Origin of the sequence: Streptomyces fungicidicus (assembly GCF_003665435.1) — a bacterium.
GTDB classification, from domain to species: domain Bacteria; phylum Actinomycetota; class Actinomycetes; order Streptomycetales; family Streptomycetaceae; genus Streptomyces; species Streptomyces fungicidicus.
Genome location: NZ_CP023408.1, coordinates 545998 through 569574 on the forward strand (window position 1 = coordinate 545998; position 23577 = coordinate 569574).

At 73.9% G+C, this 23577-nt stretch carries 22 protein-coding genes; 17 read left to right on the forward strand and 5 right to left on the reverse strand.

Annotated features, from left to right (window positions below):
* From CNQ36_RS32750 to pgm, 7 genes are all read left to right on the forward strand, one after another.
* Positions 1-957, forward strand: a complete 957-nt coding sequence (locus tag CNQ36_RS32750) for an STM4015 family protein (protein WP_121549325.1) — start codon at positions 1-3, stop codon at positions 955-957.
* On the forward strand, positions 938-2122 hold the full coding sequence (locus tag CNQ36_RS32755; RefSeq protein WP_121549327.1) for an STM4014 family protein: 1185 nt from the start codon (positions 938-940) through the stop codon (positions 2120-2122). Before CNQ36_RS32750 ends, CNQ36_RS32755 begins: the two co-directional genes overlap by 20 nt.
* A gap of 61 nt (positions 2123-2183) precedes the next feature.
* Positions 2184-3002, forward strand: a complete 819-nt coding sequence (locus tag CNQ36_RS32760; protein ID WP_121549329.1) for an STM4013/SEN3800 family hydrolase — start codon at positions 2184-2186, stop codon at positions 3000-3002.
* Entirely contained in the window at positions 2999-4360 is a 1362-nt protein-coding gene (locus CNQ36_RS32765; RefSeq protein ID WP_121549331.1) for an STM4012 family radical SAM protein, read from the forward strand. The genes CNQ36_RS32760 and CNQ36_RS32765 overlap by 4 nt, the downstream gene beginning before the upstream one ends.
* A gap of 11 nt (positions 4361-4371) precedes the next feature.
* Positions 4372-5220 carry an STM4011 family radical SAM protein gene (locus CNQ36_RS32770; protein ID WP_121549333.1) on the forward strand — a complete coding sequence of 283 codons (849 nt, stop codon included), beginning with the start codon at positions 4372-4374 and terminating at the stop codon, positions 5218-5220.
* Between the two features lie 54 nt (positions 5221-5274).
* The gene (locus CNQ36_RS32775; protein WP_121549334.1) at positions 5275-5703 is read left to right on the forward strand and encodes a hypothetical protein; all 429 of its coding nucleotides are present in this window, start codon (positions 5275-5277) and stop codon (positions 5701-5703) included.
* A gap of 104 nt (positions 5704-5807) precedes the next feature.
* Positions 5808-7448: a phosphoglucomutase (alpha-D-glucose-1,6-bisphosphate-dependent) gene (gene pgm / locus CNQ36_RS32780; RefSeq protein ID WP_121549336.1), complete on the forward strand. Its 1641-nt coding sequence runs from the start codon at positions 5808-5810 to the stop codon at positions 7446-7448.
* Between the two features lie 52 nt (positions 7449-7500).
* Here the strand turns inward: pgm and CNQ36_RS32785 are convergent, their stop codons facing one another.
* Positions 7501-7998 carry a hypothetical protein gene (locus tag CNQ36_RS32785; protein WP_121549338.1) on the reverse strand — a complete coding sequence of 166 codons (498 nt, stop codon included), beginning with the start codon at positions 7996-7998 and terminating at the stop codon, positions 7501-7503.
* A gap of 150 nt (positions 7999-8148) precedes the next feature.
* On the opposite strand from CNQ36_RS32785, the gene CNQ36_RS32790 reads away from it, so the two are divergent.
* From CNQ36_RS32790 to CNQ36_RS32830, 9 genes are all read left to right on the forward strand, one after another.
* Positions 8149-8559 (forward strand): cupin domain-containing protein, encoded by a 411-nt coding sequence (locus CNQ36_RS32790; RefSeq protein WP_004921634.1) that lies wholly within the window; start codon positions 8149-8151, stop codon positions 8557-8559.
* Between the two features lie 64 nt (positions 8560-8623).
* Complete coding sequence (locus CNQ36_RS32795; protein ID WP_121549340.1) at positions 8624-9892, forward strand: glycosyltransferase family 4 protein; 1269 nt, start codon at positions 8624-8626, stop codon at positions 9890-9892.
* Positions 9889-10686 (forward strand): transferase, encoded by a 798-nt coding sequence (locus CNQ36_RS32800; RefSeq protein WP_121549342.1) that lies wholly within the window; start codon positions 9889-9891, stop codon positions 10684-10686. Before CNQ36_RS32795 ends, CNQ36_RS32800 begins: the two co-directional genes overlap by 4 nt.
* A 115-nt stretch (positions 10687-10801) precedes the next feature.
* Positions 10802-11914 (forward strand): substrate-binding domain-containing protein, encoded by a 1113-nt coding sequence (locus tag CNQ36_RS32805; protein WP_121549344.1) that lies wholly within the window; start codon positions 10802-10804, stop codon positions 11912-11914.
* Positions 11915-12034: 120 nt separating this feature from the next.
* Positions 12035-13366, forward strand: a complete 1332-nt coding sequence (locus CNQ36_RS32810) for an ABC transporter substrate-binding protein (protein ID WP_121549346.1) — start codon at positions 12035-12037, stop codon at positions 13364-13366.
* Between the two features lie 25 nt (positions 13367-13391).
* Positions 13392-14375: a carbohydrate ABC transporter permease gene (locus CNQ36_RS32815; protein ID WP_121549348.1), complete on the forward strand. Its 984-nt coding sequence runs from the start codon at positions 13392-13394 to the stop codon at positions 14373-14375.
* Entirely contained in the window at positions 14372-15235 is an 864-nt protein-coding gene (locus CNQ36_RS32820) for a carbohydrate ABC transporter permease (RefSeq protein WP_121549350.1), read from the forward strand. Before CNQ36_RS32815 ends, CNQ36_RS32820 begins: the two co-directional genes overlap by 4 nt.
* Before the next feature lie 31 nt (positions 15236-15266).
* Positions 15267-16292, forward strand: coding sequence for a hydroxyacid dehydrogenase (locus tag CNQ36_RS32825; protein ID WP_121549352.1), 1026 nt, complete (start codon positions 15267-15269; stop codon positions 16290-16292).
* On the forward strand, positions 16289-18187 hold the full coding sequence (locus tag CNQ36_RS32830; RefSeq protein ID WP_121549354.1) for a DUF2264 domain-containing protein: 1899 nt from the start codon (positions 16289-16291) through the stop codon (positions 18185-18187). Before CNQ36_RS32825 ends, CNQ36_RS32830 begins: the two co-directional genes overlap by 4 nt.
* Positions 18188-18205: 18 nt before the next feature.
* Here the strand turns inward: CNQ36_RS32830 and CNQ36_RS32835 are convergent, their stop codons facing one another.
* On the reverse strand, positions 18206-18886 hold the full coding sequence (locus tag CNQ36_RS32835) for a hypothetical protein (protein ID WP_121549356.1): 681 nt from the start codon (positions 18884-18886) through the stop codon (positions 18206-18208).
* 236 nt (positions 18887-19122) lie between these two features.
* Between CNQ36_RS32835 and CNQ36_RS32840 the strand changes: the two genes are divergently transcribed.
* Positions 19123-20019 (forward strand): L,D-transpeptidase family protein, encoded by an 897-nt coding sequence (locus CNQ36_RS32840; protein WP_240659506.1) that lies wholly within the window; start codon positions 19123-19125, stop codon positions 20017-20019.
* Between the two features lie 24 nt (positions 20020-20043).
* Here the strand turns inward: CNQ36_RS32840 and CNQ36_RS32845 are convergent, their stop codons facing one another.
* From CNQ36_RS32845 to CNQ36_RS32855, 3 genes are all read right to left on the reverse strand, one after another.
* The gene (locus CNQ36_RS32845) at positions 20044-21513 is read right to left on the reverse strand and encodes an alpha/beta hydrolase family protein (protein ID WP_163013460.1); all 1470 of its coding nucleotides are present in this window, start codon (positions 21511-21513) and stop codon (positions 20044-20046) included.
* A gap of 159 nt (positions 21514-21672) precedes the next feature.
* Positions 21673-22653 (reverse strand): MASE1 domain-containing protein, encoded by a 981-nt coding sequence (locus tag CNQ36_RS32850; protein WP_121549360.1) that lies wholly within the window; start codon positions 22651-22653, stop codon positions 21673-21675.
* Between the two features lie 59 nt (positions 22654-22712).
* Positions 22713-23543: a PP2C family protein-serine/threonine phosphatase gene (locus tag CNQ36_RS32855; protein ID WP_121549362.1), complete on the reverse strand. Its 831-nt coding sequence runs from the start codon at positions 23541-23543 to the stop codon at positions 22713-22715.
* Positions 23544-23577: the final 34 nt, after the last annotated feature.

The window sequence follows — 23577 nt, forward strand, 5'->3', positions numbered from 1 at the left end:
GTGGCCTACTACCCCTCGCACCTGACCCACTTCCACGGCCTGCCCGTGCACCACTTCGACGGCGGCGGGCAGCAGGAGGACCCCGGCCCGGACCTCCCGCCCCCCGCCTCCGTCGCGTGGCGGCTGGCGGCCGACTGGGAGGTGCCGTTCGAGGACCGCTGGAGCTCCTTCCTGGACCGGGTGACCACCGAAGAGGTCGTGGCCCTCGTCGTCGGCGCCTGGTGGCAGGAGTGGGACGAGCACGGCATCAATCCCGCGCTCGACCTGCTCACGGCCGAGGCGCACCGGTTCCCGAGGCTGCGGGCGGTCTTCCTCGGGGACGTCGAGTCCGAGGAGTCGGAGATCTCCTGGATCAAGCAGGGCGAGGTCAGCCGGGTGCTGCGCGCCTGGCCCGGCCTGCGCGAACTCGGCCTGCGCGGAGCCGGCGAACTGGTGATCGAACCGATGCGGCACGACGGGCTGCGCAGGCTGCGCATCGAGTCCGGCGGCCTGCCCCCCGAACCGGTCCGCGGCCTCGCCGCCTGCGACCTCCCGGCCCTGCATCACCTGGAACTGTGGCTGGGCACCAGCTGGTACGGGGGCGACTGCACCCCGGCCGACGTCCGGGCGCTCCTCGCCATGCTGGAGCGCAGCCCCGAACTCGCCCATCTGGGGCTGTGCAACAGCGACATCCAGGACCATGTCGCCGCCGCGGTGGCCGCCGCGCCCGTCGTCGCGGGGCTGGACTCCCTCGACCTGAGCATGGGCGAACTCGGCGACGACGGAGCCACCGCGCTGCTCTCCGGGCAGCCGCTGACCCATCTGCGGGCGCTCGACCTCGGGCACCACTTCATGAGCGAGGAGATGACCCGCCGCGTCCGCGAGGTCCTCGGACCGCACATCCCGGACCTCGCGCTCGGTCCCGCGCGCCGCAGCGCCCACCGCCCGGAGACCCGTTATGTCGCGGTCGGGGAGTGACCCGGTGCCGGCCGGACCGGCCCGGCGCTTCGCCGTCGTCGGCAACCCGGAGAACCGCAGGGTGACCCTGTTCGCCGACGCCGTCCGCGCGGCCGGACTGCCCGCACCGCGCACGGTGCCCTGGACGGAGGTGCTGCGCTCGGGCGGAGCCGACTTCGCCCCGGACGAGATCGTCAGGCTCGACTCCCCCGGGGAGAACCCCGAGGTCGACCGGCTGCTGCGGGACGTACGGGACCCCACCGCGGTCGAGGGCTCGGCACGCTGGTACACGCGGTTCATCGGGGCGTCGCGCGCGCTGCGGGGCGGCGTCCGGCTCGACGACGCCGGTGAACTGGCCGTCCTGTTCGACAAACGGCGCTGCCATGCCGTCCTCGACGCGGCCGGCGTGCCCGTGCCGTGGTCACCCACCTCGGGCCCGGACGCCGTACCGGTGACCGGCTGGGACGACGTGCGCGCCGCCATGCGCGAGCACCGCATGCCGAGACTCTTCGTCAAGCTCGCCCACGGCTCCTCGGCCTCCGGGGTGCTCGCCGTCGAGGCGTCGGGCGGCGGCCGCGTCCGGGCCACCACCTCCGTCGAACTCACCCCGGAGGGCGCGCTGTTCAACTCCCTGAAGGTGCGCCGCTACGAACAGGAGCGGGACATCGCCGCCGTCGTGGACGCCCTCGCCCCCGACGGCCTGCACCTGGAGCGCTGGCTGCCCAAGGCCTCCCAGCGGGGCCGCGCCGCCGATCTGCGGGTCGTGGTGGTGGCCGGCCGCGCCACCCACGCCGTCGTGCGCACCAGCACCACACCGCTGACCAACCTCCACCTCGGCGGCAGCCGCGGCGACCTCGACGCCGTCCGCGAGGCCGTCGCGGCGGCCGGCGGACGCTGGGCGGACGTGCTCGCCGTGTGCGAGCGCGCGGCGGCCTGCTTCCCGCGCACCCTCTGCGTCGGCGTCGACCTGCTCCCGGCCGTCGGCTGGCGCCGGTTCGCCGTCGGCGAGGTCAACGCCTTCGGCGACCTGCTGCCCCGCCTCACCGGACTGCCCGGCAGCGGAGCGGAGGGCCTCGACACCTACGCGGCCCAGGTCGCGGCGGCCCTGCGCCACGCCGCCGGCCCGGCCCGCCCGCACCACCGGCACCACTCGCACAGAACGGGAACCGTCCATGTCAGCGCCTGAACCGACACCCGCGCCCCCGGCGCGCACCCCGCGGGGAGCCGCCCCTGAGGGCGACCCGGACATGAACGAGATCGTCGGCAGCCACGACATCCTGCTCGTCACCCTCGACACACTGCGCTTCGACGTCGCCGCCGAACTCGCCGCCGCCGGGCGCATCCCGAACCTGGCCCGTCATCTGCCCGGCGGCCGCTGGGAGCGGCGGCACGCCCCCGGCAGCTTCACCTACGCCTCCCACCAGGCGATCTTCGCCGGATTCCTGCCGACGCCCGCCGCCCCCGGCCCGCATCCGAGGCTGTTCGCGGCCCGCTTCGCCGGCAGCGAGACCACGGCAGGGCGCACCTTCGTGTACGACACCCCGGACCTGGTGTCCGGGCTCGCCGGGGAGGGCTACCGCACGGTGTGCGTCGGCGGGGTCGGCTTCTTCAACAAACAGGGCCCGCTTGGCTCGGTGCTGCCCGGCATGTTCCAGGAGTCCCACTGGGAGCCGGAGTTCGGCGTCGCCTCGCCCACCTCGTTCGAGGCGCAGGTCACCCGCGCCGAACACGTCGTACGCGAACTGCCCCGCGAGCAGCGTCTGTTCCTCTTCCTCAACGTCGCCGCGCTGCACCAGCCCAACTGGTTCCACCGGCCGGGCGCGACCCGCGACGACGGCGACACCCGTGCCACCCACGCCGCCGCCCTGGAGTACGTGGACCGGCACATCGGCCGGCTGTTCGCCGCCGCGAGCAGCCGGCGCCGCTGCTTCGCCGTCGTCTGCTCCGACCACGGAACCGCCTACGGCGACGACGGCTACACCGGACACCGCATCGGCCACGAGTCCGTGTGGACCGTGCCCTACGCCCACTTCTTCCTTGACCACACAGCCGAGGCCGCCCGATGACCACCGCCCCCGCCGCCACGGACGCCCCGGAGAGCCCGTACCGGAGCTACGTCTACGCCTACCCGCACAAGACCGCCTACCGCCGGCTCGCCGACCGCCCCCGCCTGGACGCCCTCTGGGCCGGCGAAGCCAAGGACGCCCTCTCCCTCTATCTGCACATCCCGTTCTGCGAGGTCCGCTGCGGGTTCTGCAACCTGTTCACCCGCATCGGCGCCCCCGACGGCCTGACCGGCGCCTATCTCGACGCCCTCGACCGGCAGGCGACGGCGGTGCGGGAGGCGCTGGGGGAGCGGACACCGGTGCGGTTCGCGACCGCGGCCTTCGGCGGCGGCACCCCCACCTTCCTCACCGCCGCCGAACTGGAACGGCTGTGCGACATTGCGGAGCGCCGGATGGGCGCCGACCTGCGCGCGGTCCCGCTGTCCGTGGAGGCCTCACCGGCCACGGCCACCGCCGACCGCCTCGGCGTCCTGGCCGAGCGGGGCACCACCCGCCTGAGCCTGGGCGTGCAGAGCTTCGACGACACCGAGGCCCGGGCCGCCGTACGGCCGCAGCGCCGCGCCGACGTCGAGGCGGCCCTCGGCCGGGTCCGCGACGCCCGGATCCCCGTCCTCAACATCGACCTGATCTACGGCATCGACGGGCAGACCGAGCACACCTGGCTGCGCTCCCTGGACGCGGCCCTCGCCTGGCGCCCCGAGGAGCTCTACCTCTACCCCCTCTACATCCGCCCCCTCACCGGCCTCGGCCGCCGCGCGGGCGACCCCGACCCGGCCTGGGACGCACAGCGGCTGCGCCTGTACCGCGCGGGCCGCGACCACCTCCTCGCCCACGGCTACGAGCAGCGGTCCATGCGCATGTTCCGCCGCGCGGACGCCCCGCCGCAGGGCGCGGACGACTACGCCTGCCAGACCGACGGCATGATCGGGCTGGGCTGCGGCGCCCGCTCGTACACCGCGGAGCTGCACTACTCCTTCGACTACGCCGTAGACATGCACGAGATCCGCGGCATCGTCGACGACTACGTCGCCCGCCCGGCCGCCGACTTCGCCCACGCCGAGTACGGCCGCCGCGTCGACGCCGGCGAGGCCCGCCGCCGGCACCTGCTGCAGTCCCTGCTCCAGGCGGACGGCCTCGAAGTCGCCGACTACCGCGCCCGGTTCGACGGCCGCACCCCCCTGGAGGACTTCCCGGCCGAACTGGCCCGCTTCGCCGGCCGCGGCTGGCTGCACGACGCTGGCCCGGACGCCGCGCTGCTGCGGCTGACCCCCGAGGGCCTGGCCCACTCCGACGCCATCGGCCCGGAGCTGTTCTCCCCGGCGGTGCGGGCCGCCATGGCCGCCTACGAGCGCAAGTGAGACCACCGCCGATGGACCTGACCCTCCTGTACCGGGGCCCGCTGGCCTCCTGCGACTACGACTGCCCCTACTGCCCGTTCGCCAAGCGCCGTGACAGCGGCGCTCAGCTGCGCGCGGACCGCGCCTGCCTGGAGCGGTTCGCGGACTGGGCCTGCGCGGGGACCGCCGACCGGCTCTCCCTCCTCTTCACCCCGTGGGGCGAGGGCCTCGTCCGCTCCTGGTATCGCGACACCCTGACGCGGCTGTCCCACCAGCCGCACATCCGCCGCGTCGCCGTCCAGACCAACCTCAGCTGCCGCACCGGCTGGCTCGCCGACGCCGACCCGGACACCCTCGCCCTGTGGTGCACGTACCACCCGGGCCAGACCCCCTACGACCGCTTCCTCGCCAAGTGCCGCGAACTGGACCACCTCGGCGTCCGGTTCAGCGTGGGCGTCGTCGGACTGCCCGCGCACCTCGAGGCGGCCCGGCGGCTGCGCGCCGACCTGCCCGAGAAGGTGTACCTGTGGGTCAACGCGGCGGAGGGCCACACCTACGACGACGCCGAGGCCGGTGTGTGGACCGCGCTGGACCCGCTCTTCCCCTACAGCCGCCACCCCCACGCCAGCGCGGGCCTGCCCTGCCGCACGGGGGAGTCCGTGATCTCCGTCGACGGCGAGGGGACGGTCCGCCGCTGCCACTTCGTCCGCGCCGAACTCGGCAACCTCTACGACGGCAGCTACCGGCGGGCGCTGCGGCCCCGCCCCTGCCCCCTCACCACCTGCGACTGCCACATCGGCTACGTCCACCTCGAGACGCTGCCGCTGTACGACGTGTTCGCGGGCGGCGTGCTGGAACGGATACCGGCACCGGCGGGGTAGCGGCCCGCGCCACACGATGTGTTTGCCGCCGGAGCAAGCGGCAAGTCGGTGTCCATGAGTGAACAGAGCAAGAACACCAATCAGAAGACCGCCTCCGCCCGCAACGCCGCGTCCAAGGCCCAGGAGACCACCGGCAAGGCGACCGCCCCCGCCGCGCGGGCGGCGGGCACCGCGGCGGACAAGACGGGTGACGCGGCGTCAGCGGCCGCGTCCGGCGCCGGACGTGCGGCGCAGGCCGCGAGCGGCGCGGCGCAGTCCGCGGCCAAGGGCGTCGAGGCGGGCCGCCGCGCGGTCGTCGCCACTTCGGGTCAGGTCGCCGCGGGCGCCAAGACCGCCTGGACCGTCATCGCCAACCGCAGGCTGGTCGCCGCCGGGGCGGCAGCCGGTATCACCGCGCTCACCGCCGCCTCCTACGCGGTGGGCCGGCGCGCGGAACGCCATGCGCACGGGCCCCTCACCCGGATGACCGGCGGCCGGATCTGACACCGGGCGACCGGGCGGAGCCGGGCCCCACTCGCGCGGTGCGGCCCCGAAGAGGAAAGATGTCTCCGCAGGCGAAGAACCAACCCATGCGGAGGAGCGGGCTCATGCAGCACGAGCGAGCGGGCGGTCCGGCCGGTCCCGAGGATCTCGTCGACGTCGCCCGGCTGGTCACGGCGTACTACGCGCTGCGCCCCGACCCCGAGGACCCGGGGCAGCGCGTCGCCTTCGGGACGTCCGGACACCGCGGCTCGTCCCTGGCGGCCGCGTTCAACGAGGACCACATCGCCGCGACCAGCCAGGCCATCTGCGAGTACCGGGCCCGGCAGGGCACCGACGGCCCACTCTTCCTCGGCGCCGACACCCACGCGCTGTCCGAGCCCGCCCGGGTCACCGCCCTGGAGGTGTTCGCCGCCAACGGGGTGGCCGTGCTCATCGACAGCGCCGACGGCTACACGCCGACGCCCGCCGTCTCGCACGCCGTCCTCACCCACAACCGGGGCCGCGCCACGGGCCTCGCCGACGGCGTGGTCGTCACCCCGTCGCATAACCCGCCCGCCGACGGCGGGTTCAAGTACAACCCGCCGAGCGGCGGCCCCGCGGGTTCCGAGGCGACCGGCTGGATCCAGGACCGCGCCAACGACATCATCCGGGGCTGCCTTGAGGACGTCCGCCGCATCCCGTACGCCCGTGCCCTCGCCGCGCCCGGCACCGGCCGCCACGACTTCCTCGGCAGCTATGTCGCGGACCTGCCGAACGTGCTGGACCTGGACGCGATCCGCGCGGCGGGCGTACGGATCGGCGCCGACCCGCTGGGCGGGGCGTCCGTCGCGTACTGGGGCAGGATCGCCGAACAGCACCGACTGGACCTCACCGTGGTCAACCCGCTCACCGACCCCACCTGGCGGTTCATGACGCTGGACTGGGACGGGAAGATCCGCATGGACTGCTCCTCGCCGCACGCCATGGCGTCCCTCATCCGGCAGCGCGACCGCTTCGACATCGCCACCGGCAACGACGCGGACGCCGACCGGCACGGCATCGTCACCCCGGACGCCGGGCTGATGAACCCCAACCACTACCTCGCCACGGCGATCGGCTACCTCTACGCCCACCGCGACCGGTGGCCGGCCGGGGCCGGTGTCGGCAAGACCCTGGTGTCCTCCGCGATGATCGACCGGGTCGCCGCCGACCTGAAGCGCGAACTCGTCGAGGTGCCCGTCGGTTTCAAGTGGTTCGTGGATGGTCTGGCGGGCGGCACCCTCGGCTTCGGCGGTGAGGAGTCGGCCGGCGCCTCCTTCCTGCGCCGGGACGGCTCGGTGTGGACCACCGACAAGGACGGCATCATCCTGGCGCTGCTCGCCTCCGAGATCACCGCCGTCACCGGGAAGACGCCCTCCGCGCACTACGCCGCGCTCACCTCCCGCTTCGGCGAGCCCGCCTACGAGCGGATCGACGCGCCGGCGACCCGGGAGGAGAAGGCGCGCCTCGCGAAGCTGTCCCCCGCCCAGGTCACCGCGGACACCCTCGCCGGGGAGGCGGTCACCGCGGTGCTCACCGAGGCGCCGGGCAACGGCGCGTCCATCGGCGGCATCAAGGTCACCACGGACAGCGCCTGGTTCGCCGCCCGTCCCTCCGGCACCGAGGACGTGTACAAGATCTACGCCGAGTCGTTCCAGGGACCCGACCACCTGCGCCGGGTGCAGGAGGAGGCGAAGGGCGTGGTCCTCGCGGCCCTCGGCGGCTGAACCGCTACCCCCATGCGGGGGCCCCGGTCACCCGCGCGGTGACCGGGGTGCGTCAGCCCGCCCGCACGGCGGGGTCGGACGGGGACGGGGAGACGAGCTCCGCCGGGACGGACGTCGCCGTGGGCACATCCGCGGGCACGTCCTCAGACTGCTGCAGCACGGTGTCGGCCGGCCCCTCCTCCGAGGTGCCCGCACCGGTGGACAGCTGCGCCCACGCCCCCAGCGCGAGGGCGATCGCGGCGGCCGTGCCCGCCACCCGGCCGACGCGGCGCAGCCGCGCGCGGCCGTCCAGCTCCCGCCAGGACGGGCCCTCCCACGGGTCGTCCGGATGCCACAGATCACCGACCGGCTCGACGGCGGCGGCGTCCTCCCGCCGCGTGCCGCCGGCGCGCGTCCGCGTCCGCTGCAGCGCGGAGGGTTCCCGGGGGGCGGTGGCCCGGATGGCCTGCTCGTTGTCGGTGAGGAACCGCTGCCAGACGTCCTCGGGCAGCGACGGCGCACCGTCCCGCTCTCCCGGCGTTCCGCCGTCGTCCGGCCCCTGCGCGGTCACGTCTGTTCGATCCTTTCGACAATCCCGCCAGGATCATTGCACAGCGGGCGCGGCCCGTGACACGGCACCGCCCAAATGTGCATGCTAGGTTCGCATTTGAAGGCGACGGCGGACGGCCCGCCGTCCGCACATCAGGGACGGTGACCTCTCATGACGTCGGACGACGGCGACTTCCCGGGCGGTGACGCCCCGCTCCCGCGGATCCTGTGCGACACGTCCGCCCTGGCCGCCCTCGACGACGGATCCACCGGCGCCCTGTGGCGGCTCGCCGAGTCCGGCAGGCAACTCGACGCCAACGTCGTGCGGGTCCCGCCGGGACACCGGGTCGGCACCCACCGCGAACCCGAACTCGACGTCCTCCTGCTGGTCCTGGCCGGTGACGGCACCCTCACCGCCCCCGACGGCCCGCACCCCCTCGCCGCCGGCGCCCTCACCTGGCTCCCGCACGGCTCCACCCGCAGCCTCGACGCCGGTCCCGACGGCCTGACCTACCTCACGGTCCACCGCCGGCGGCCCGGCATGCGCATCGGGCGCGGAAGTCCGGAAGGACAACAACAGTGATCATCGCGGCCACGAACCGGTAACAACGGACAACGCCCGAACGCCCTTTGCGGTCTAGACCGCTATGAAGATCTCATTTCTGATCCACAACGCCTACGGGATCGGAGGCACGATCACCACCACGTTCAACCTGGCGGCCGCACTGGCCGAACGGCACGAGGTGGAGATCGTCTCGGTGTTACGGCACCGCGAGCACCCCAATCTCACTCCGCACCCACGCGTGCGGCTGCGGGCGCTGGTGGACCTGCGGCACGAGAAGGACCACCCCCTGTTCGGCAGACCGGCCAAGGTGTTCCCCTCCGCCGAGTACCGCCACCACCAGTACAGCGAGCTGACGGACCGGCGGATCGCCGAGTGCCTCGCGGACATCGACGCCGACGCCGTCATCGGCACCCGGCCGGGACTCAACGTGCACCTCGCCCTCCAGGCCCCGGAGCACGTCGCACGCATCGGCCAGGAACACCTCACCCTGGACAACCACCCGCCCGCGCTGCGCACCGCGCTGCGCCGCGCCTACCGCCGGCTCGACGTGCTCACCACCGTCACGGACGCCGACGCCGCCTCCTACCGGCGCAAGATGCGCCTGCCCGGAGTCCGGGTGGAGGCACTCCCGAACAGTGTCCCCGACCCCGTGCTGCCCGCCGCCGACAGCACCGCCAGGGTCGTGGTCGCGGCGGGCCGCCTGGTCCCGGTGAAGCGGTTCGACCTGATCATCGAGGCGTTCGCGCGGGTCGCCGCGGAGTTCCCCGACTGGCAGCTGCGCATCTACGGCAAGGGCGAGGAACAGGAGCGGCTGCGCGCGCAGATCGAGACGCTCGGCCTCTGGAACAACGTCTTCCTGATGGGCGCCGCGACCCCCATGGAAGCGGAGTGGGTCAAGGGCTCGATCGGCGCGGCCGCGTCCAACTTCGAGCCGTTCGGCATGACCCTGGTCGAGGCCATGCGCTGCGGACTGCCCGTGGTGAGCACCGACTGCCCCTACGGCCCCGGCGAGATCATCGAGGACGGCGAGGACGGCCGGCTGGTGCCGGTCGGGGACGGCGCGGCCTTCGGCGCGGCCCTCCTCGACCTGGTACGCGACGACGAGCTCCGCCGCCGCATGGGCCGGGCGGCCGTGGCCAACGCCGAACGGTTCGCCCCCGGACCGGTCGTGGCCCGGGCCGAACGCCTGCTCCAGGACGCGGTCGGGGCCAGGAGCGGCGGACGGCGCGGCGCACCGGCGGACGCCGGCGGCATGCACCACACCCTCGTCAGCCAGGGCCACGCCGCCCGTGACCTCGCCCGCGCCGCCGCCTCCAGCGCGCTGCGCACCGTACGGAAGGGACGCCGATGAGCACGGTCCGCACCCACTGTTCCATCGACGCCGACGGCCGGATCACCTTCCGCCTCCGGCCGCCGGCGGCCACGGAGCCCCGGCTGGTGCTGGCGCTCAGACCCCGGAAGGGCCGGCCCGAGGAGACCACGCACACCCTCGGTCTCGCACCCCACGGCGACGACGGCGAGTTCCGCGCCGTGCTGGAACCGGAGCCCCGGCTCGCGGAGGGCCGCTGGGACGTGTACCTGCTGGCGGGTCCCGACGACGCCGGACGGGAGCGGCTGCGCCCCGGGCTGCGGGACGTGGGCGCGCTCGTCGACGGCGGCCGGCGCGACCGGCCGTCACCGGTGGCCGTCAGGGTGCCGTACGCCACCAAGGACGGCTTCCTCGCGATACGGGCCTGGCTGCGCACCGCCCACGCGGAGGCGGGCCCCGTCACGGTCGCCGACGGGGGGACGACGGTCCGGGCCCGCCTGCACGGCGCCCCGCTCTCCGACGGGGCCGAGGCGGTGCTGCGGCTGCGGGGCGGCAAGGACACGCTGCTCGGCGTCCCGGTGCGGCCCGCGGAGGACGGCTGCTTCTCCTTCACCGTCGCCCACGAGGACCTCGTCGGTGACGGCGGCCGGGTCTGGGACGTGTTCCTCCGGCCCGCCGCGGGCGCCCCGCTGACCAGGGTCGGCCGCCTCCTCGACGACGTGGCGGACCGCAAGGACGTGTTCGTGTACCCGCGGGTCACCGAGGGCGGGTCCGCGGTGCGCCCCTACTACACGGTCGACAACGACCTCGCCGTCGAGGTGACCGCCCTCGGCTGAACGGCCCGCGAAGCAGGGCGCCGGGCGGGTGCGCGACGGATCGTTCCGCGGTCTTCGACGATCGTTATGATGGCCCATATCGTTCAAACGAACATCCGGTGCGGGGAGGGGCTTCATGCGGGAGCCGGTCGAACTCAGGAGACAGCGGATCCTGGCCGCCGTCGAGTCGCGGGGTTCGGCCCGGGTGAGCGACCTGGCCGCCGAACTCGAGGTGTCCGTGGTGACGGTCCGGCGGGACGTGGAGGAACTCGCCCGCGAGGGCCGGCTGCGGCGCGGCCACGGCCTGGTCCGCTCCGCCCTGGCCGCCCGGGACCTGCCGGCCGCGCCGCCGGTGCCCGACGGTGAGTCGGTGGCCGTCGTGGTCCCGGAGCGGCACAGCTATCTGTACGAGTCGCTGCACGGCGCCCGCTCGGTGCTCGAGGCGGCCGGCAAGCGGATCGCGCTGCACATCGCGCCGCAGGTGGGCGGCGCCGAGCGGCCGCTGGTGGAACGTGCCCTCGCGGACGGCGCGGCGGGCCTGCTGCTGGCCCCGCGCTGGCGCACCCGGGCCGACGAGGAGGACGACTACGGCTGGCTGGCGGCGCTGGACGTGCCCGCGGTGCTGATGGAGCGGCGGCCCCGGCCGGGCAGCGCGCTGCACGCGATGGACTCGGTCTGCTCCGACCACGCCCACGGCATCCATCTCGCCGTGCAGCACCTGGTGGGGCTCGGACACCGGCGGATCGTGTTCGCCACCCGCCACGACAGCCCCACCGCGCGCACCCTGCGCTCCGCGTGCGCGCGGATCGCCGGCGAGCACCCGCTGGTAGAGGACTGGGCGTGGACGCTGAGCGCCCCGGAGGCGGGCCCCGACGGGCCGTACCCGGCGGAGGCGACGGCGGAGCTGTCCGCGCTGCTGCGCAAGGTGGGGGCCACCGCGGCGGTGCTGCACGGCGACGTGGACGCGCTGATGCTCGTCCAGCAGCTGGCGGACAACGGCGTACGGGTGCCGGAGGACTGCTCGGTCGTGGCGTACGACGACGTGGTGGCCGGGCTCGGGACCACGCCGCTGACGGCCGTCGCCCCGCCCAAGGCGGACGTCGGACGGGCCGCGGCGGAGCTGCTGCTCCGTCGGCTCGACGCACCCCGGGGCGCCGGGGGGCCGGTGCGGCGGACCGAGCTGCTGCCGTCGCTGATCGTGCGTGGATCCACGCGCGCACGGGCCGGCTGCACGGACCCATCGGAGTGAGCGTTTGAACGTTTCATTTTCTTCTGATCGATCTATTGACCGTTTGCGGGTCGAGCGCTGAGTATTCCCGTGTCCCGAACAGTCGTGTCCCCCCGACACGCAGGAGCCGCGGGAGGCGCCATGCCCGGACGACCCAGCCGTCGCTCCGTGCTCGCCGCGATGGCCGCCGTACCCCTGACAGGTGCCGTGAGCGCCTGCAGCGGGGGAGACGGAGCCTCGTCGGCGCGCACGGGCGGCACCACGCGCATCACCTTCTGGTCCGCGCTGCGCGGCAGCCAGGAAGTGGTCGACGCGTTCAACCGCACCCACCGCACCGTCCAGGTGGAGTTCCAGCAGATCCCCTCCGGCGGACAGGGCGGCTACGCCAAGCTCAGCAACGCCGCCCGGGCCGGCAACGCGCCCGACGTCGCCACCATCGAATACCCGCAGGTCCCCGGCTACGCCATCGACGGCGTCGCCCGCGACATCACCGACCTCGTCAGTGACGGCCTGCGCCGCAAGCTGCTGCCCCGGGCGCTCGGGCTGACCACCTTCGAGGACCGGGTGTTCAGCGTGCCGCTGGACGTCGAGCCGATGGTGATGCACTACCGCGCCGACCTGTTCGACCGCCACGGCCTGACGCCCGCCCGTACCTGGGACGAGTTCGCGGAGCAGGCCGCGACCGTACGCCGAGCGGCCCCCGGCCGGCGGCTGGTGCTCTTCCCCACCGACGGCATGACCCAGTTCGCCGCCTACGCCTGGCAGGCCGGCGCCCGCTGGTTCGACACCTCGCGCGGCGCCTGGAACGTCTCCCTCGCGGACGCGCCGTCCCGGCGGGTCGCGGAGTACTGGCAGGGACTCATCGACCGCGACGACGTCTTCGTGAACGCCGTCGAGAGCCGGCAGTCCGACGCGCAGATCGGCGACGGCCTGGTCCTCACCCGGCTCAGCGGCGCCTGGGACGCCGGCGCGCAGATGAACGCGCGCCCCGGGCAGAAGGGCCAGTGGCGGATCGCGCCGCTGCCGCAGTGGGACACCGGCAGCCCCTCCGTCGGCACCCACGGCGGCTCCACCTTCGCGGTCACCAGGGACAGCAGGCATCCCGAGGCCGCCATGGAGTTCATCGAGTGGCAGGTCTCCCACCCCGACGCCCTGCGCGCCCGCCTCTCCAGCGGCACCAGCAGCCAGTACCCGGCCGCCCCCGGCCTGGTCCCGGTGGGCCGGGAGGCGTTCGACCGCTCGTACTACGGCGGACAGGACATCTACACCCTGTTCGAGCAGGAGGCCGGCAAGATCGGCGCGGACTGGCTCTGGGGACCGCGGATGAGCGCGACGCAGAAGGTCATGCAGGACTCCTTCGCCCGCGTCGGCGGCGGCCAGGGCACCCTCGCCGAGTCCCTGCGCACCGCCCAGGAGGGCACCATGCCCGACCTCAAGGCCCTGGGCCTGTCCACCACCCAGCACAGCACCTGAGCCGACGAAAGGCAGGTGACACCCCATGACCACGACCACCCCGCCGCGGGTGCCGGCCGGCGCCCCCGGCACCACCGCACCGGCGCCCGCGAACCCGCGCGCCCGCAGGGCCGCCCGGCGCCGCCGGCTGACCGCCTGCGGCGTCCTCATGACCCCCTTCTTCGCCCTGCTGGTCACCGTCTTCCTGATCCCCGTCGGCACCGCCGTCCGCCTCAGCTTCTACAGCGACGACCAGCCCGGACTCGGCTTCGGGCCCGAGCGCACCGTCTTCGTCGGACTGCGCTCCTACGCCGCCGTGCTGACCGACCCCACCTTCCTCGGCGGACTCGGCACCGTCGCCCTGTACTGCCTGGTCTACATCCCCCTGCTGGTGCTCGGCGCGCTCGCACTCGCCCTGCTGCTGGACTCCGGCGCGGTCCGGCTGCGCGCCTTCGCCCAGCTCGGCCTGTTCCTGCCGCACGCGGTGCCCGGCATCATCGCGGCCCTGATCTGGCTGTACCTCTACACGCCCGGGATCAGCCCGGTGATCGAACTGTTCGCCAAGGCCGACCTCACCATCGACTTCCTCGGCATCCACACCGTGATCCCGTCCATCGTGAACATCGCCCTGTGGAGCAACCTCGGCTACAACACGGTGGTCTTCTACGCCGCCCTGCGGGCCGTTCCCCGCGAGGTGATCGAGGCGTCCGTCGTCGACGGCGCGGGCCCGGTGCGCACGGCGCTCCAGGTCAAGACGCCCCTGGTGCGCGCCTCGATCGTCATGGTCGCGATCTTCACCCTGATCTGGGCGCTCCAGCTCTTCACCGAGCCGATGCTGCTCAGCCAGTCCTCACCCATGATCAGCTCCCGGTTCTCGCCGAGCATGTACATCTACGACGCGGCCTTCACCCGCAACAACTACAGCCTCGCGGCGGCCGCCTCGGTCGTCCTGCTCGTCTGCACCATCGCCCTGTCCTACGGCGTCACCCGCTTCACCAGCCGCGCCGGCAACGCCGAGGAGGCCCGATGAGCGTCACCGACAGCTCCCTGTCCCGCCCCGGGCTGCTGGGCCGCACGACGGTCAACGCGGTCGTCGCGATCTCCGTCCTCTACACCCTGCTGCCCGTGCTGTGGCTGGTGCTCGCCGCCTCGAAGGGCCGGGACTCCCTGTTCGGCAGCGACCTGCTGTCGCTCGGCGACTTCTCGTTCCTGCAGAACCTGGGGGACCTGTTCGCCATGGACGGCGGCCTGTACGGCCGCTGGTACGTCAACAGCCTGCTGTACGCCGTGGCCGGCGCCGCGATCGGCTCCCTGGTCAGCGTCGCCTGCGGCTACGCCTTCGACAAATACCGCTTCCGGCACAAGGAGAAGCTGTTCGGCCTGGTGCTGGCGGCGGTCATGGTGCCGCAGACGGTGCTCGCGCTGCCGCTGTACCTGATGGCCTCCGGGGCCGGCCTGGTCAACACCTTCTGGGCGGTCTTCGTCCCCGTGCTCTTCAACCCGTTCGGGGTCTACCTCGGCCGCGTCTTCAGCCAGGGCTACGTGCCCGACGAGGTGCTGGAGGCCGCGCGCATCGACGGCGCGGGGGAGCTGACCACCTACGTCAGGGTGGCGCTGCGGATGCTCGGCCCCGGCCTGGTCACCGTCTTCCTGTTCCAGCTCACCGCCATCTGGAACAACTTCTTCCTGCCGATGGTGATGCTGTCCGACCAGGACCTCTATCCCGTCAGCCTCGGCCTGTACCAGTGGAACAGCTCCGCCTCGGTCTCCCCGGAGTACTACCCCGTCGTCATCATGGGCTCGCTCCTCGCCGTGCTGCCGCTCATCCTCGCCTTCACCCTGCTCCAGCGTTTCTGGCGCAGCGGTCTGACCGCCGGCGCCGTCAAGTGACCCCGTCCGCACAAGGAGTTCCCCCACCGCCATGACCGAGCCCACGCCCGGCCACCGCCCCCGCGCCGCACTGGCCATGTCCCCGGACGCCGCCGCGGCCGTCCTCGACGCCGAGTCGCTCACCGACCTCGCGGCGCTCTGCGACCTCGCGCCGCTCCCGGTGCTGGACGACCTGACCACGTCCCGCGCCCGCACCGTGCTCGCCGACGTCGACCTGCTGGTCACCGGCTGGGGCTGTCCGCCGCTGGACGCGGACGTGCTGCGGGCGGCGCCGCGGCTGCGGGCCGTCGTGCACACCGCGGGCAGCGTGCGCGGCCATGTCACCGACGCCTGCTGGGAACGCGGCATCGAGGTGTCCTCCGCCGCCGCGGCCAACGCCGTCCCGGTCGCCGAGTACACCCTCGCCATGATCCTGCTCACCGGGAAGCGGGTGCTGGAGACCGCGCGCGACTACCGCGCCTCCCGCACCCGGCCGGACTGGCTGAGCACCCCCCGCACGGTCGGCAACCACCGCCGCACCGTCGGCGTCCTGTCGGCGTCCCTCATCGGCCGCCGGGTCATCGAGCTGCTGCGCCCGCACGACGTCGAGGTGCTGCTGCACGACCCGTTCGTCGACGAGGCCGGGGCCGCGGAACTCGGCGTGCGAAGCGTCGGGCTCGCGGAGCTGTTCCGGCGCAGCGACACCGTGAGCGTGCACACCCCGCTGCTGCCCGCGACCCGCGGACTGGTCGGACGGGAACTGATCGACACCATGCGCCCCGACGCCGTACTGATCAACACCGCGCGCGGCGCCGTCCTCGACCAGGACGCGCTCGCCGACGCCGCCCTGGCCGGCCGGATCCGCGCCGTGCTGGACGTGACCGACCCCGAGGTCCTGCCGCCCGGCCACCCGTTGTGGCAGTGCGACAACGTGCTCCTCACCCCCCACCTCGCCGGCTCCCAGGGCAACGAATGGCGCCGGCTGGCCGGCCTCGCCCTCTCCGAGATCACGCGCTGGGCCTCCGGAGAGGGCTTCCTCCACCCCGTACGACGCGAAAGGCTGGCCTTCCTGGCATGAGCATCCCGTTCGAACTGCCCGCCGACGACCACGACCTCAGCCCCCGCACCGGATACACCCGCGCCCACTGGGAAGCCGTGGCCGACGGCCTCCTCAGGGCGGCCTGGCGACGGAGCACCCCCGGCTGCGCGCTGCTCGACCTGCCGGGCCGGCCCTCCCGCTCCGGTGTGCGCTCCGACGGACTCGAGGGCTACGCGCGGACGTTCCTCGCCGCGGCCTTCCGCGTCGCGGGCTCCGGCGGCGACGACCCGCACGGACTGCTGGAGCGGTACGCGAGCGGACTCGCCGCCGGCACCCGCACCCCGGGCCGCGACGACACCGAGTCCTGGCCGCTGATCCTTGACCACGACGTGCAGGGCCAGCCCATGGTCGAGTCGGCGTCGGTCGCGCTCGGCCTGCGGCTGACCGCGCCCTGGCTGTGGGAGCGGCTCGACCCCGGTGTCCGGGACCGCGCGGAGGAGTGGCTGCGGGGCGCGCTGCGGCACACCCCGGCGCCCAACAACTGGTACCTCTTCCCCTACACGGTCGCCGGGTTCCTGGAGTCCGTCGGCCGCGGCGACGCCGAGACGGCGGCGGCCCGCGACCGGGCGCTGGAACTGCTGGAGGGCTGGTACCGGGGCGACGGCTGGTACGCCGACGGCGACGGCCGCGCCTTCGACCACTACAACGGCTGGGCGCTGCACCTCTACCCGGTCCTCGACGCCCATCTCGCCGGCGACGGCGAGGCGGCGGCCGCCCACGGGGAACGGCTGCGCACCCACCTGGAGAGCTTCGCCCTGATGTTCGGCGGGGACGGGGCGCCGCTGCACTTCGGCCGCTCGCTGACCTACCGCTTCGCCGCCTCGGCCGCCGTCTCGCTGGGCGCGGTCACCGGCCACACCCCGCTCACCCCCGGCGCCTCCCGCCGCGTCGCCAGCGGCAGCCTGCGCCACTTCCTCGACCGGGGCGCGGTCACCGCCGACGGACTGCTGAGCCTGGGCTGGCACGGCCCGCACGAAGCGGGTCTGCAGAGCTACTCGGGTCCGGCGTCGCCGTACTGGGCGTCGAAGGCGTTCGTCGCCCTGCTGGCCCCCGCCGGCCACGCCTTCTGGACGGCCCGCGAGGAGCCGGCCCCGGTCGAGGAGTCCGACCGCGTGCTCGCGCTGCCCGCGCCGGGACTGCTCGTACAGGCGACCCGGGCCGACGGGATCGTACGGCTGCACAACCACGGCAGTGACCATGTACGCCCGCACGAGGGCGAGTCGGCGGCCGAGGACGACCCGTACTACGGGCGGCAGGCCTACTCCACCCGCACCGGGCCCACCGCGGCGGGGAACGTCGCCGACAACCACCTGTCGGTGCACACCGGCGGGCGGCACAGCGTGCGCCGCCGCATCCACCCGCTGGGCGCGGGGCACGGCGACGGGTGGGGCTGGGCGGCCTCGTGGCACCGGCCCGTCTTCGCCGGCGGTCCGCCGATGGTCCCGGGGCTGCGCGTGGAGAGCGTGACGGTGGCGCACGGCGGTCACGAGCTGCGGGCGCACCGGGTGCTGGGGGCGCCGGCGGGCTCCCGTCTCACCCTCACCGGCTGGGCCACCGGCCCCGAGGAGCCCCTGACGTCCGCCCTGTACGGACTGCACGGCTGGTGCGACCCGTCCCCGGACCCGGTCCGCGCGCCCCAGGGCACGGCATGGACCCCCTGGGCGCGGGTACCCCGCCTGACCGGCCGGTGCGAGGGCGCCTCCGTGCACCTCGCGCTGGCGTCCCTCACCGCGGACCAGGGGGCGGTGCCGCTGCCGGAGGCGGTCGACGAGGTGCGGGTGGACGACGGGACGTGCGAGGTGGTGTGGGCCGGCGGCACGGCCCGCACCCGGATCGCCTTCGAGCCGCTGGAGGTGACTCACACGGTGGGGTGACGGCCGGGTGAGGCGGTGTCAGGACCGCGCGTCCCCGCTCCCCTCCGCGGCCTGCCCGGCGGTGTCGGACGCCGTGTAGAAGACGGACGAGCCCTGCTTGCTGCGCTGGGCCTGGTTGCGGGCGACGAGGCCCTCCAGGGTGCTGCGCACGACCGTGGTCCTGACGGTGCGTCCGGGCTGCGACTCCCCGAGCGCACCGGCCACCTCGGCGGCCGAGCGCGGCTCGCTCTGCTCGCTCAGATGCCGGCGGACGAGGTCGACCAGCTTGGGCCGCTCCGTCCCGGCCTCCTCCTTGCGGGGCGTCTGCGCCCTGCTCACGGGCGACTTGCGCGCGGACTTCCCCGACGCGGTGCGCGCGGACGCCTTCTTCGCCCGTTTCGGCTTGTCCGCGGCGGTCTTGGCGCCCGCCCTCCGGCGCGGCGCCGGGACCGTCGTACCGCCCGTCACCGCACCGGCTTCCGGCGTGTCCTCGGGCCCGGACGCGGCCGCGGGCACGGGGGGTGCCGGGGCCAGGCCCAGGGCCTGCTGCATGTTCACCAGGATGGTGTGGTCGTGCTGGAGCACCGTCAACTGCTCCTGCAGCGCGGCGATCTCGGCCGTGACCCGCTCCTGTTCCCCGACGTTGCGCTCCAGGTCGCCCGCGACCTGCGCGGTGTACTGCGATGTGAGATCGGTGGCGGCGGTCGAATTCTCGGACACGGCGGTGCCCCTTTCTTCCTCTTGGTTCCCCGATGGCCAGCCATGGTACGGCCGGACGCGGCTGACCGTTTCTGCCGAGCGGCGCCGGGTTGACGTCCCGGCACGGTGCGAGGGCCCTGGCGTTCACCCGTTCGGGTCCGTGCGCGGGGTGCTCCCCGGCACGGCAGATGGGGGACTTCGCCGGACTCGCGCGGGGAGCTGACGCGTTTCCGGGAAGTCGAAGTCAGGCTGAGGGCATGGTTTCATCGATCGACTGCCCCCGCCGCCCGCCGCATCGCGCCTCCCGCCGCGCCGGACGGTGGGCCGGCGCCGCCGCCCGTGCGCGCGCCCGGGGGGTGCCGGCGGCCGTCGTCCTCGTCGTACTGGTGGCGTTGAGCGCCTGCGGGGCGGGCGGCACCGCACGGGAGGTCCCGGCGGCCGGGGCGCCGGACGCGGCCCCCACCGCGCCCGGCACCGCCGGCCCCGTGCCGGGCACCGCCGACGCCGCGCCCGGCACCACCGGCACCGCCCAGGGCAGGGCCGGCGCCGTACCGCCCGCCCGGCTGCCGGCCCGGATCCCCGGCCTCGGCGCCCGGACCCTGGCCTGGATTCCCGCGAACGCCCGCCAGGTGGTGGTCGTCACCGGGCGGGACAGGGACGCCAACCATTCCGAGGCCGTGCTGTACCAGCACACCGGCTCCGGGTGGCGGAGCGGCCCGGCATGGCCCGCGCGCAACGCCCTCAAGGGCTGGACCGAGGACCACTGGGCGGGTGACCTGCGCTCACCCATCGGCGTGTTCACCCTCACCGACGCCGGGGGACTGCTGCCCGATCCCGGCACCGAGCTGCCGTACGACCGGTCGGACGCATTCGGCGTCGGCGGCACCGGCTTCGAGGGGGAGCCGCTGGAGGGCTCCTTCGACTACGTCATCGCCATCGACTACAACCGCGAACCGGGCACGTCCCCCCTGGACCTCACCCGCCCGCTGGGCGCCGGCAGGGGCGGCGGCATCTGGCTGCACGTCGACCACCAGGGACCCACCCAGGGCTGCGTCAGCCTCGAGGAGCCCCATATGAGGGAACTCCTGCGCACCCTCGACCCGGACCGGCACCCGGTGATCGTCATGGGCGACGCCGCCTCCCTGCGCGAGTGAGGGGCGCCGCCCGGACGGGCGGGGTCAGGGCGCGATGCCGACACCGTCGACGCGGCTCCAGGACTTCTCCTGCGCGGCCGTCATGGCCGGCCAGCTCGTACCGCCCGGCCGCGGCAGGACCCGCGAGGAGTACGACGACGGCCGGTACTCCGGCTCGTAGAAGCACCCGGTGCCGTACGCACGGTCGAATCGCGCGCAGGACGCGGCGATCGACCGAGGGGTCGGCCTGTCCCCCGTGCGCACCCAACCGTCGAGCGCCGCGATGGAATTGGCGTACTCCGACGTGCTCAGCCCGCTGTGCTCGTGCTCGTCGGTGAACGTCTGCACCAGGTTCCGGTCCCGGTGGGCGCCGGCGAGCGCGTCACGGTAGGCGGCCTCGTGCTCGACGAACGCGGTGGGGTCGTCGATGGCGTGCAGGGTGAGCACCGGGATCTTCACCTTGCCGGTGAGGTCGCTGTCGTACGACAGGTCGCGCGCGGCCGCCGGGTCGGCGGTGAACCGCTCCACCCCCGCGTTGAGCGCCTCGTCGTCGTGCGAACCGGAGTACCGCACGCCCGTGTTGGTGAACGGGTTGCGGTCACCCAGCCGCTTGTGCACGATGTCGCGGAACGTGAACACCGAGAACCGCAGGTGCGACTCCAGTGTGCGCTCGGGGATGCCGGTGACGGCGAGGATGTCGTCGAGGTTGCGCTGCTGGAGCGCGGTGCGCTCCGCAGGCGGGGAGGCGTGGCCGGTGCACTCCTCGAGCCGGGCGCGCAGCCCGGTCGCCGTCAGCGTCGACGTGGGGCGCAGCCCCTGCCAGAGCGGGTACTGCGGCTCGTCGGGGCGCGGCAGGTTGTCGCAGTAGTACTGGTAGACGACGCGCAGGTCGACCCGGTAGTCGTAGCCGCGGGAGCCGCCGCCCAGGACCCCGTTGGTGAGCAGCGCGCCGTCGTACGGGCCGTTCGCCCCGCCGTACATCTCGACGGTCTTGGCCGCCACGTTGCCGCCCCACGACTGTCCGTGGAGGTACGTCCGCTGCGGCCGGCCGAACTCCTCGGTGAACAGGCGGCGGAGGTTCTCGGTGTCGGTCGCGGCCATCCGGGTGCCGTAGCCGCCCCGGCGGTACGACGAACCGGCCCAGGCGTAGCCCTGGTCCACCATGACCTGCCAGCGCTCCAGGTCCCCGGTGCTGCGTTCGGGGTCGGAGCCGTCACCGAGGTCGGGGCCGCCGTGGGCGTGCACGACGAGCTTCTTGTTCCAGTGCTCGGGGATCGCGATGGTGTAGTACGCGCCGTTCGTGTCCCGGCCGGTGTAGCAGGTGGCCTTCCCCGCCAGGCCGGAGGGACAGCCGGCGGGCGACGGGGCGGAGTCCCCGGCGAGGGCGGTGGCCGGCGCCTGGGCGAGGGCGCCGGTGACGGCGGCCGCGAGGCACAGGCTCAGCGCGCGCCACCGGCCGCCCCGGCGGGGGCGGGGCGAGCGGGGGGCGCGGGACACGTGACGGGATCTGTTCAAGGCGCGGCTCCTGGTTCGTCGGCGCGTTTTCGCGCATGGCCCGGGATGCTAGGAATCCCGGACCGCGAGGACCATGGACTCGGCCTTTGCGTTCATAGTGTTCGCCCGGCCCATGCCCCGCCCGGAGCCGGAGCCGGAGCCGGAGCCGGAGCCGAGGAGTCACTCGTCCGTGTGACGAGGGGGACGCGCGGGGGCGGATTCCCCGGCGGTCAGGTGCTCCAGCACCTCTACCAGTTCCTGACAGGCCCGTTCCACGGAACGTCTGGTGTTGTGCTGCTCGGTGATCACCGCGGACAGCAGCAGGGCGGTCAGCGCCATCGCCATGTTGAAGGCCTGGAGATTGATCATCACCTGTACTTCCGTCAGGTGCCGGAAGGGTCCGATCCGGTCGGTCGCCGCGGTGGTGGCCATGACGGAGGCGAACAGGGCGCACAGCATGCTGCCGGTCAGCTCGAACCGCAGAGCCGCCCAGATCAGCAGCGGGTAGATGGAGAACAGCACACTGCCCGGGCTGTGCGTCGCCAGCGGCACGAGCACCGCCGCGATCACCGCGAGCCCCACCGCCTCCTTCCACCTCGCCCAGTGCACCGGCGCGCGGGCGCGGTACAGCACGAGCAGCACCGGGGTGACGAGCAGGACGCCCATCGCGTCGCCGACCCACCACGCCAGCCACACTCCCCAGAAGTCGTCCGCCGGGAGGTCACCGGTGGTGAAGAGCGTCAGGGCGCCGGTGGTGGAGCTGATCAGCATGGCCGAGAAAGCGCCGAGGAACACCAGGTAGAGACAGTCGCGTAATCGGGAGAGCTCGATGCGGAAGCCCGCCCTGCGCAGCAGCAGATACCCGCACACCGGCGCGAGGGTGTTGCCCGCCAGGACGCCCAGGGAGGTCCACCGCAGCGAGGTGAGGTGCACGAGGATCAGCAGGGCGCCCAGCGCGATGCCGGCCCAGCACCGCAGCCCGAGGACCAGCAGACAGGCGACGGCCACCCCGGTCGGCGGCCACAGGGGCGAGACCACCGCGCCGCTGACGGTCAGGTCGCGCAGCAGCCCCAGTCGTCCCCCCGCGTAGTAGCAGGCGGCGACGGCCAGCGTCTCGAGCACGAAGACAGCCGGTGTACGAAGATCCTGGCGAGCCACCACACAGCCATCAGACACCGGGCCCGCCGCCTCGGCGAGGCGGGAGGGCCGGGCCTGCGCCCCTATGGCCGAGTGACGGGACCGTCGTGCCCTATCACCAGCACGGCTGCGTCGTCGTCGTGCCCCACCCGCTCCGCCTGCTTGATCACGGCGGCCGCGAGCGCGTCGGTGTCCATGCGCGCGACCGCCGCGATGCCCGCCAGCCGCACCACCTGGTCCAGTCCCTCGTCGAGCCGCATGGACGGGCCCTCCACCACCCCGTCGGTGAGCATCACGAACACCCCGCCCGTGTCGAGCCGGTACCGGGTGACGGGGTAGACCACGCCGGACTGGATCCCCAGCGGCGGGCCGCCCTCGTCCTCGGTCACCCCGGAGCGGCCGTCGGAGGTGGCCCAGACGCACGGCAGATGACCGGCCCGGGCGCTCTCCATCAGCCGGCTGACCGGATCGAGCCGCATGAAGGTGCAGGTGGCGAAGAGGTCCGAGCTCAGGGACAGCAGCAGTTCATTGGTCCGGGCGAGGATCTCCCCGGGGTCGCTGTCGACGGAGGCGAGGGCCCGCAGTCCGACCCGGACCTGCCCCATGAAGGCGGCCGCCTCGATGTTGTGCCCCTGGACGTCGCCGATCGAGAGACCGAGCCGGCCGTCCGGCATGGTGAAGGCGTCGTACCAGTCACCGCCGACGTTGAGGCCCTGGTACGCGGGCGAGTACCGCACGGCCAGCCGCACGCCGTCGGCGACCGGCAGCCCCCTCGGCAGCATGCCGCGCTGCAGGGCGACGGCGAGTTCGACCCGGGAGCGCTGTCCCTCCGCCTGCGCGCGTGCCTGAGCGATCAGCGTCCCGAGCCGGGCCAGCAGCTCGTCGCCGTCGTCCGTGGAGCCGGTGCGGGACATGGATCACTCACTCGGGCGGGGACGCCGCCGCTCG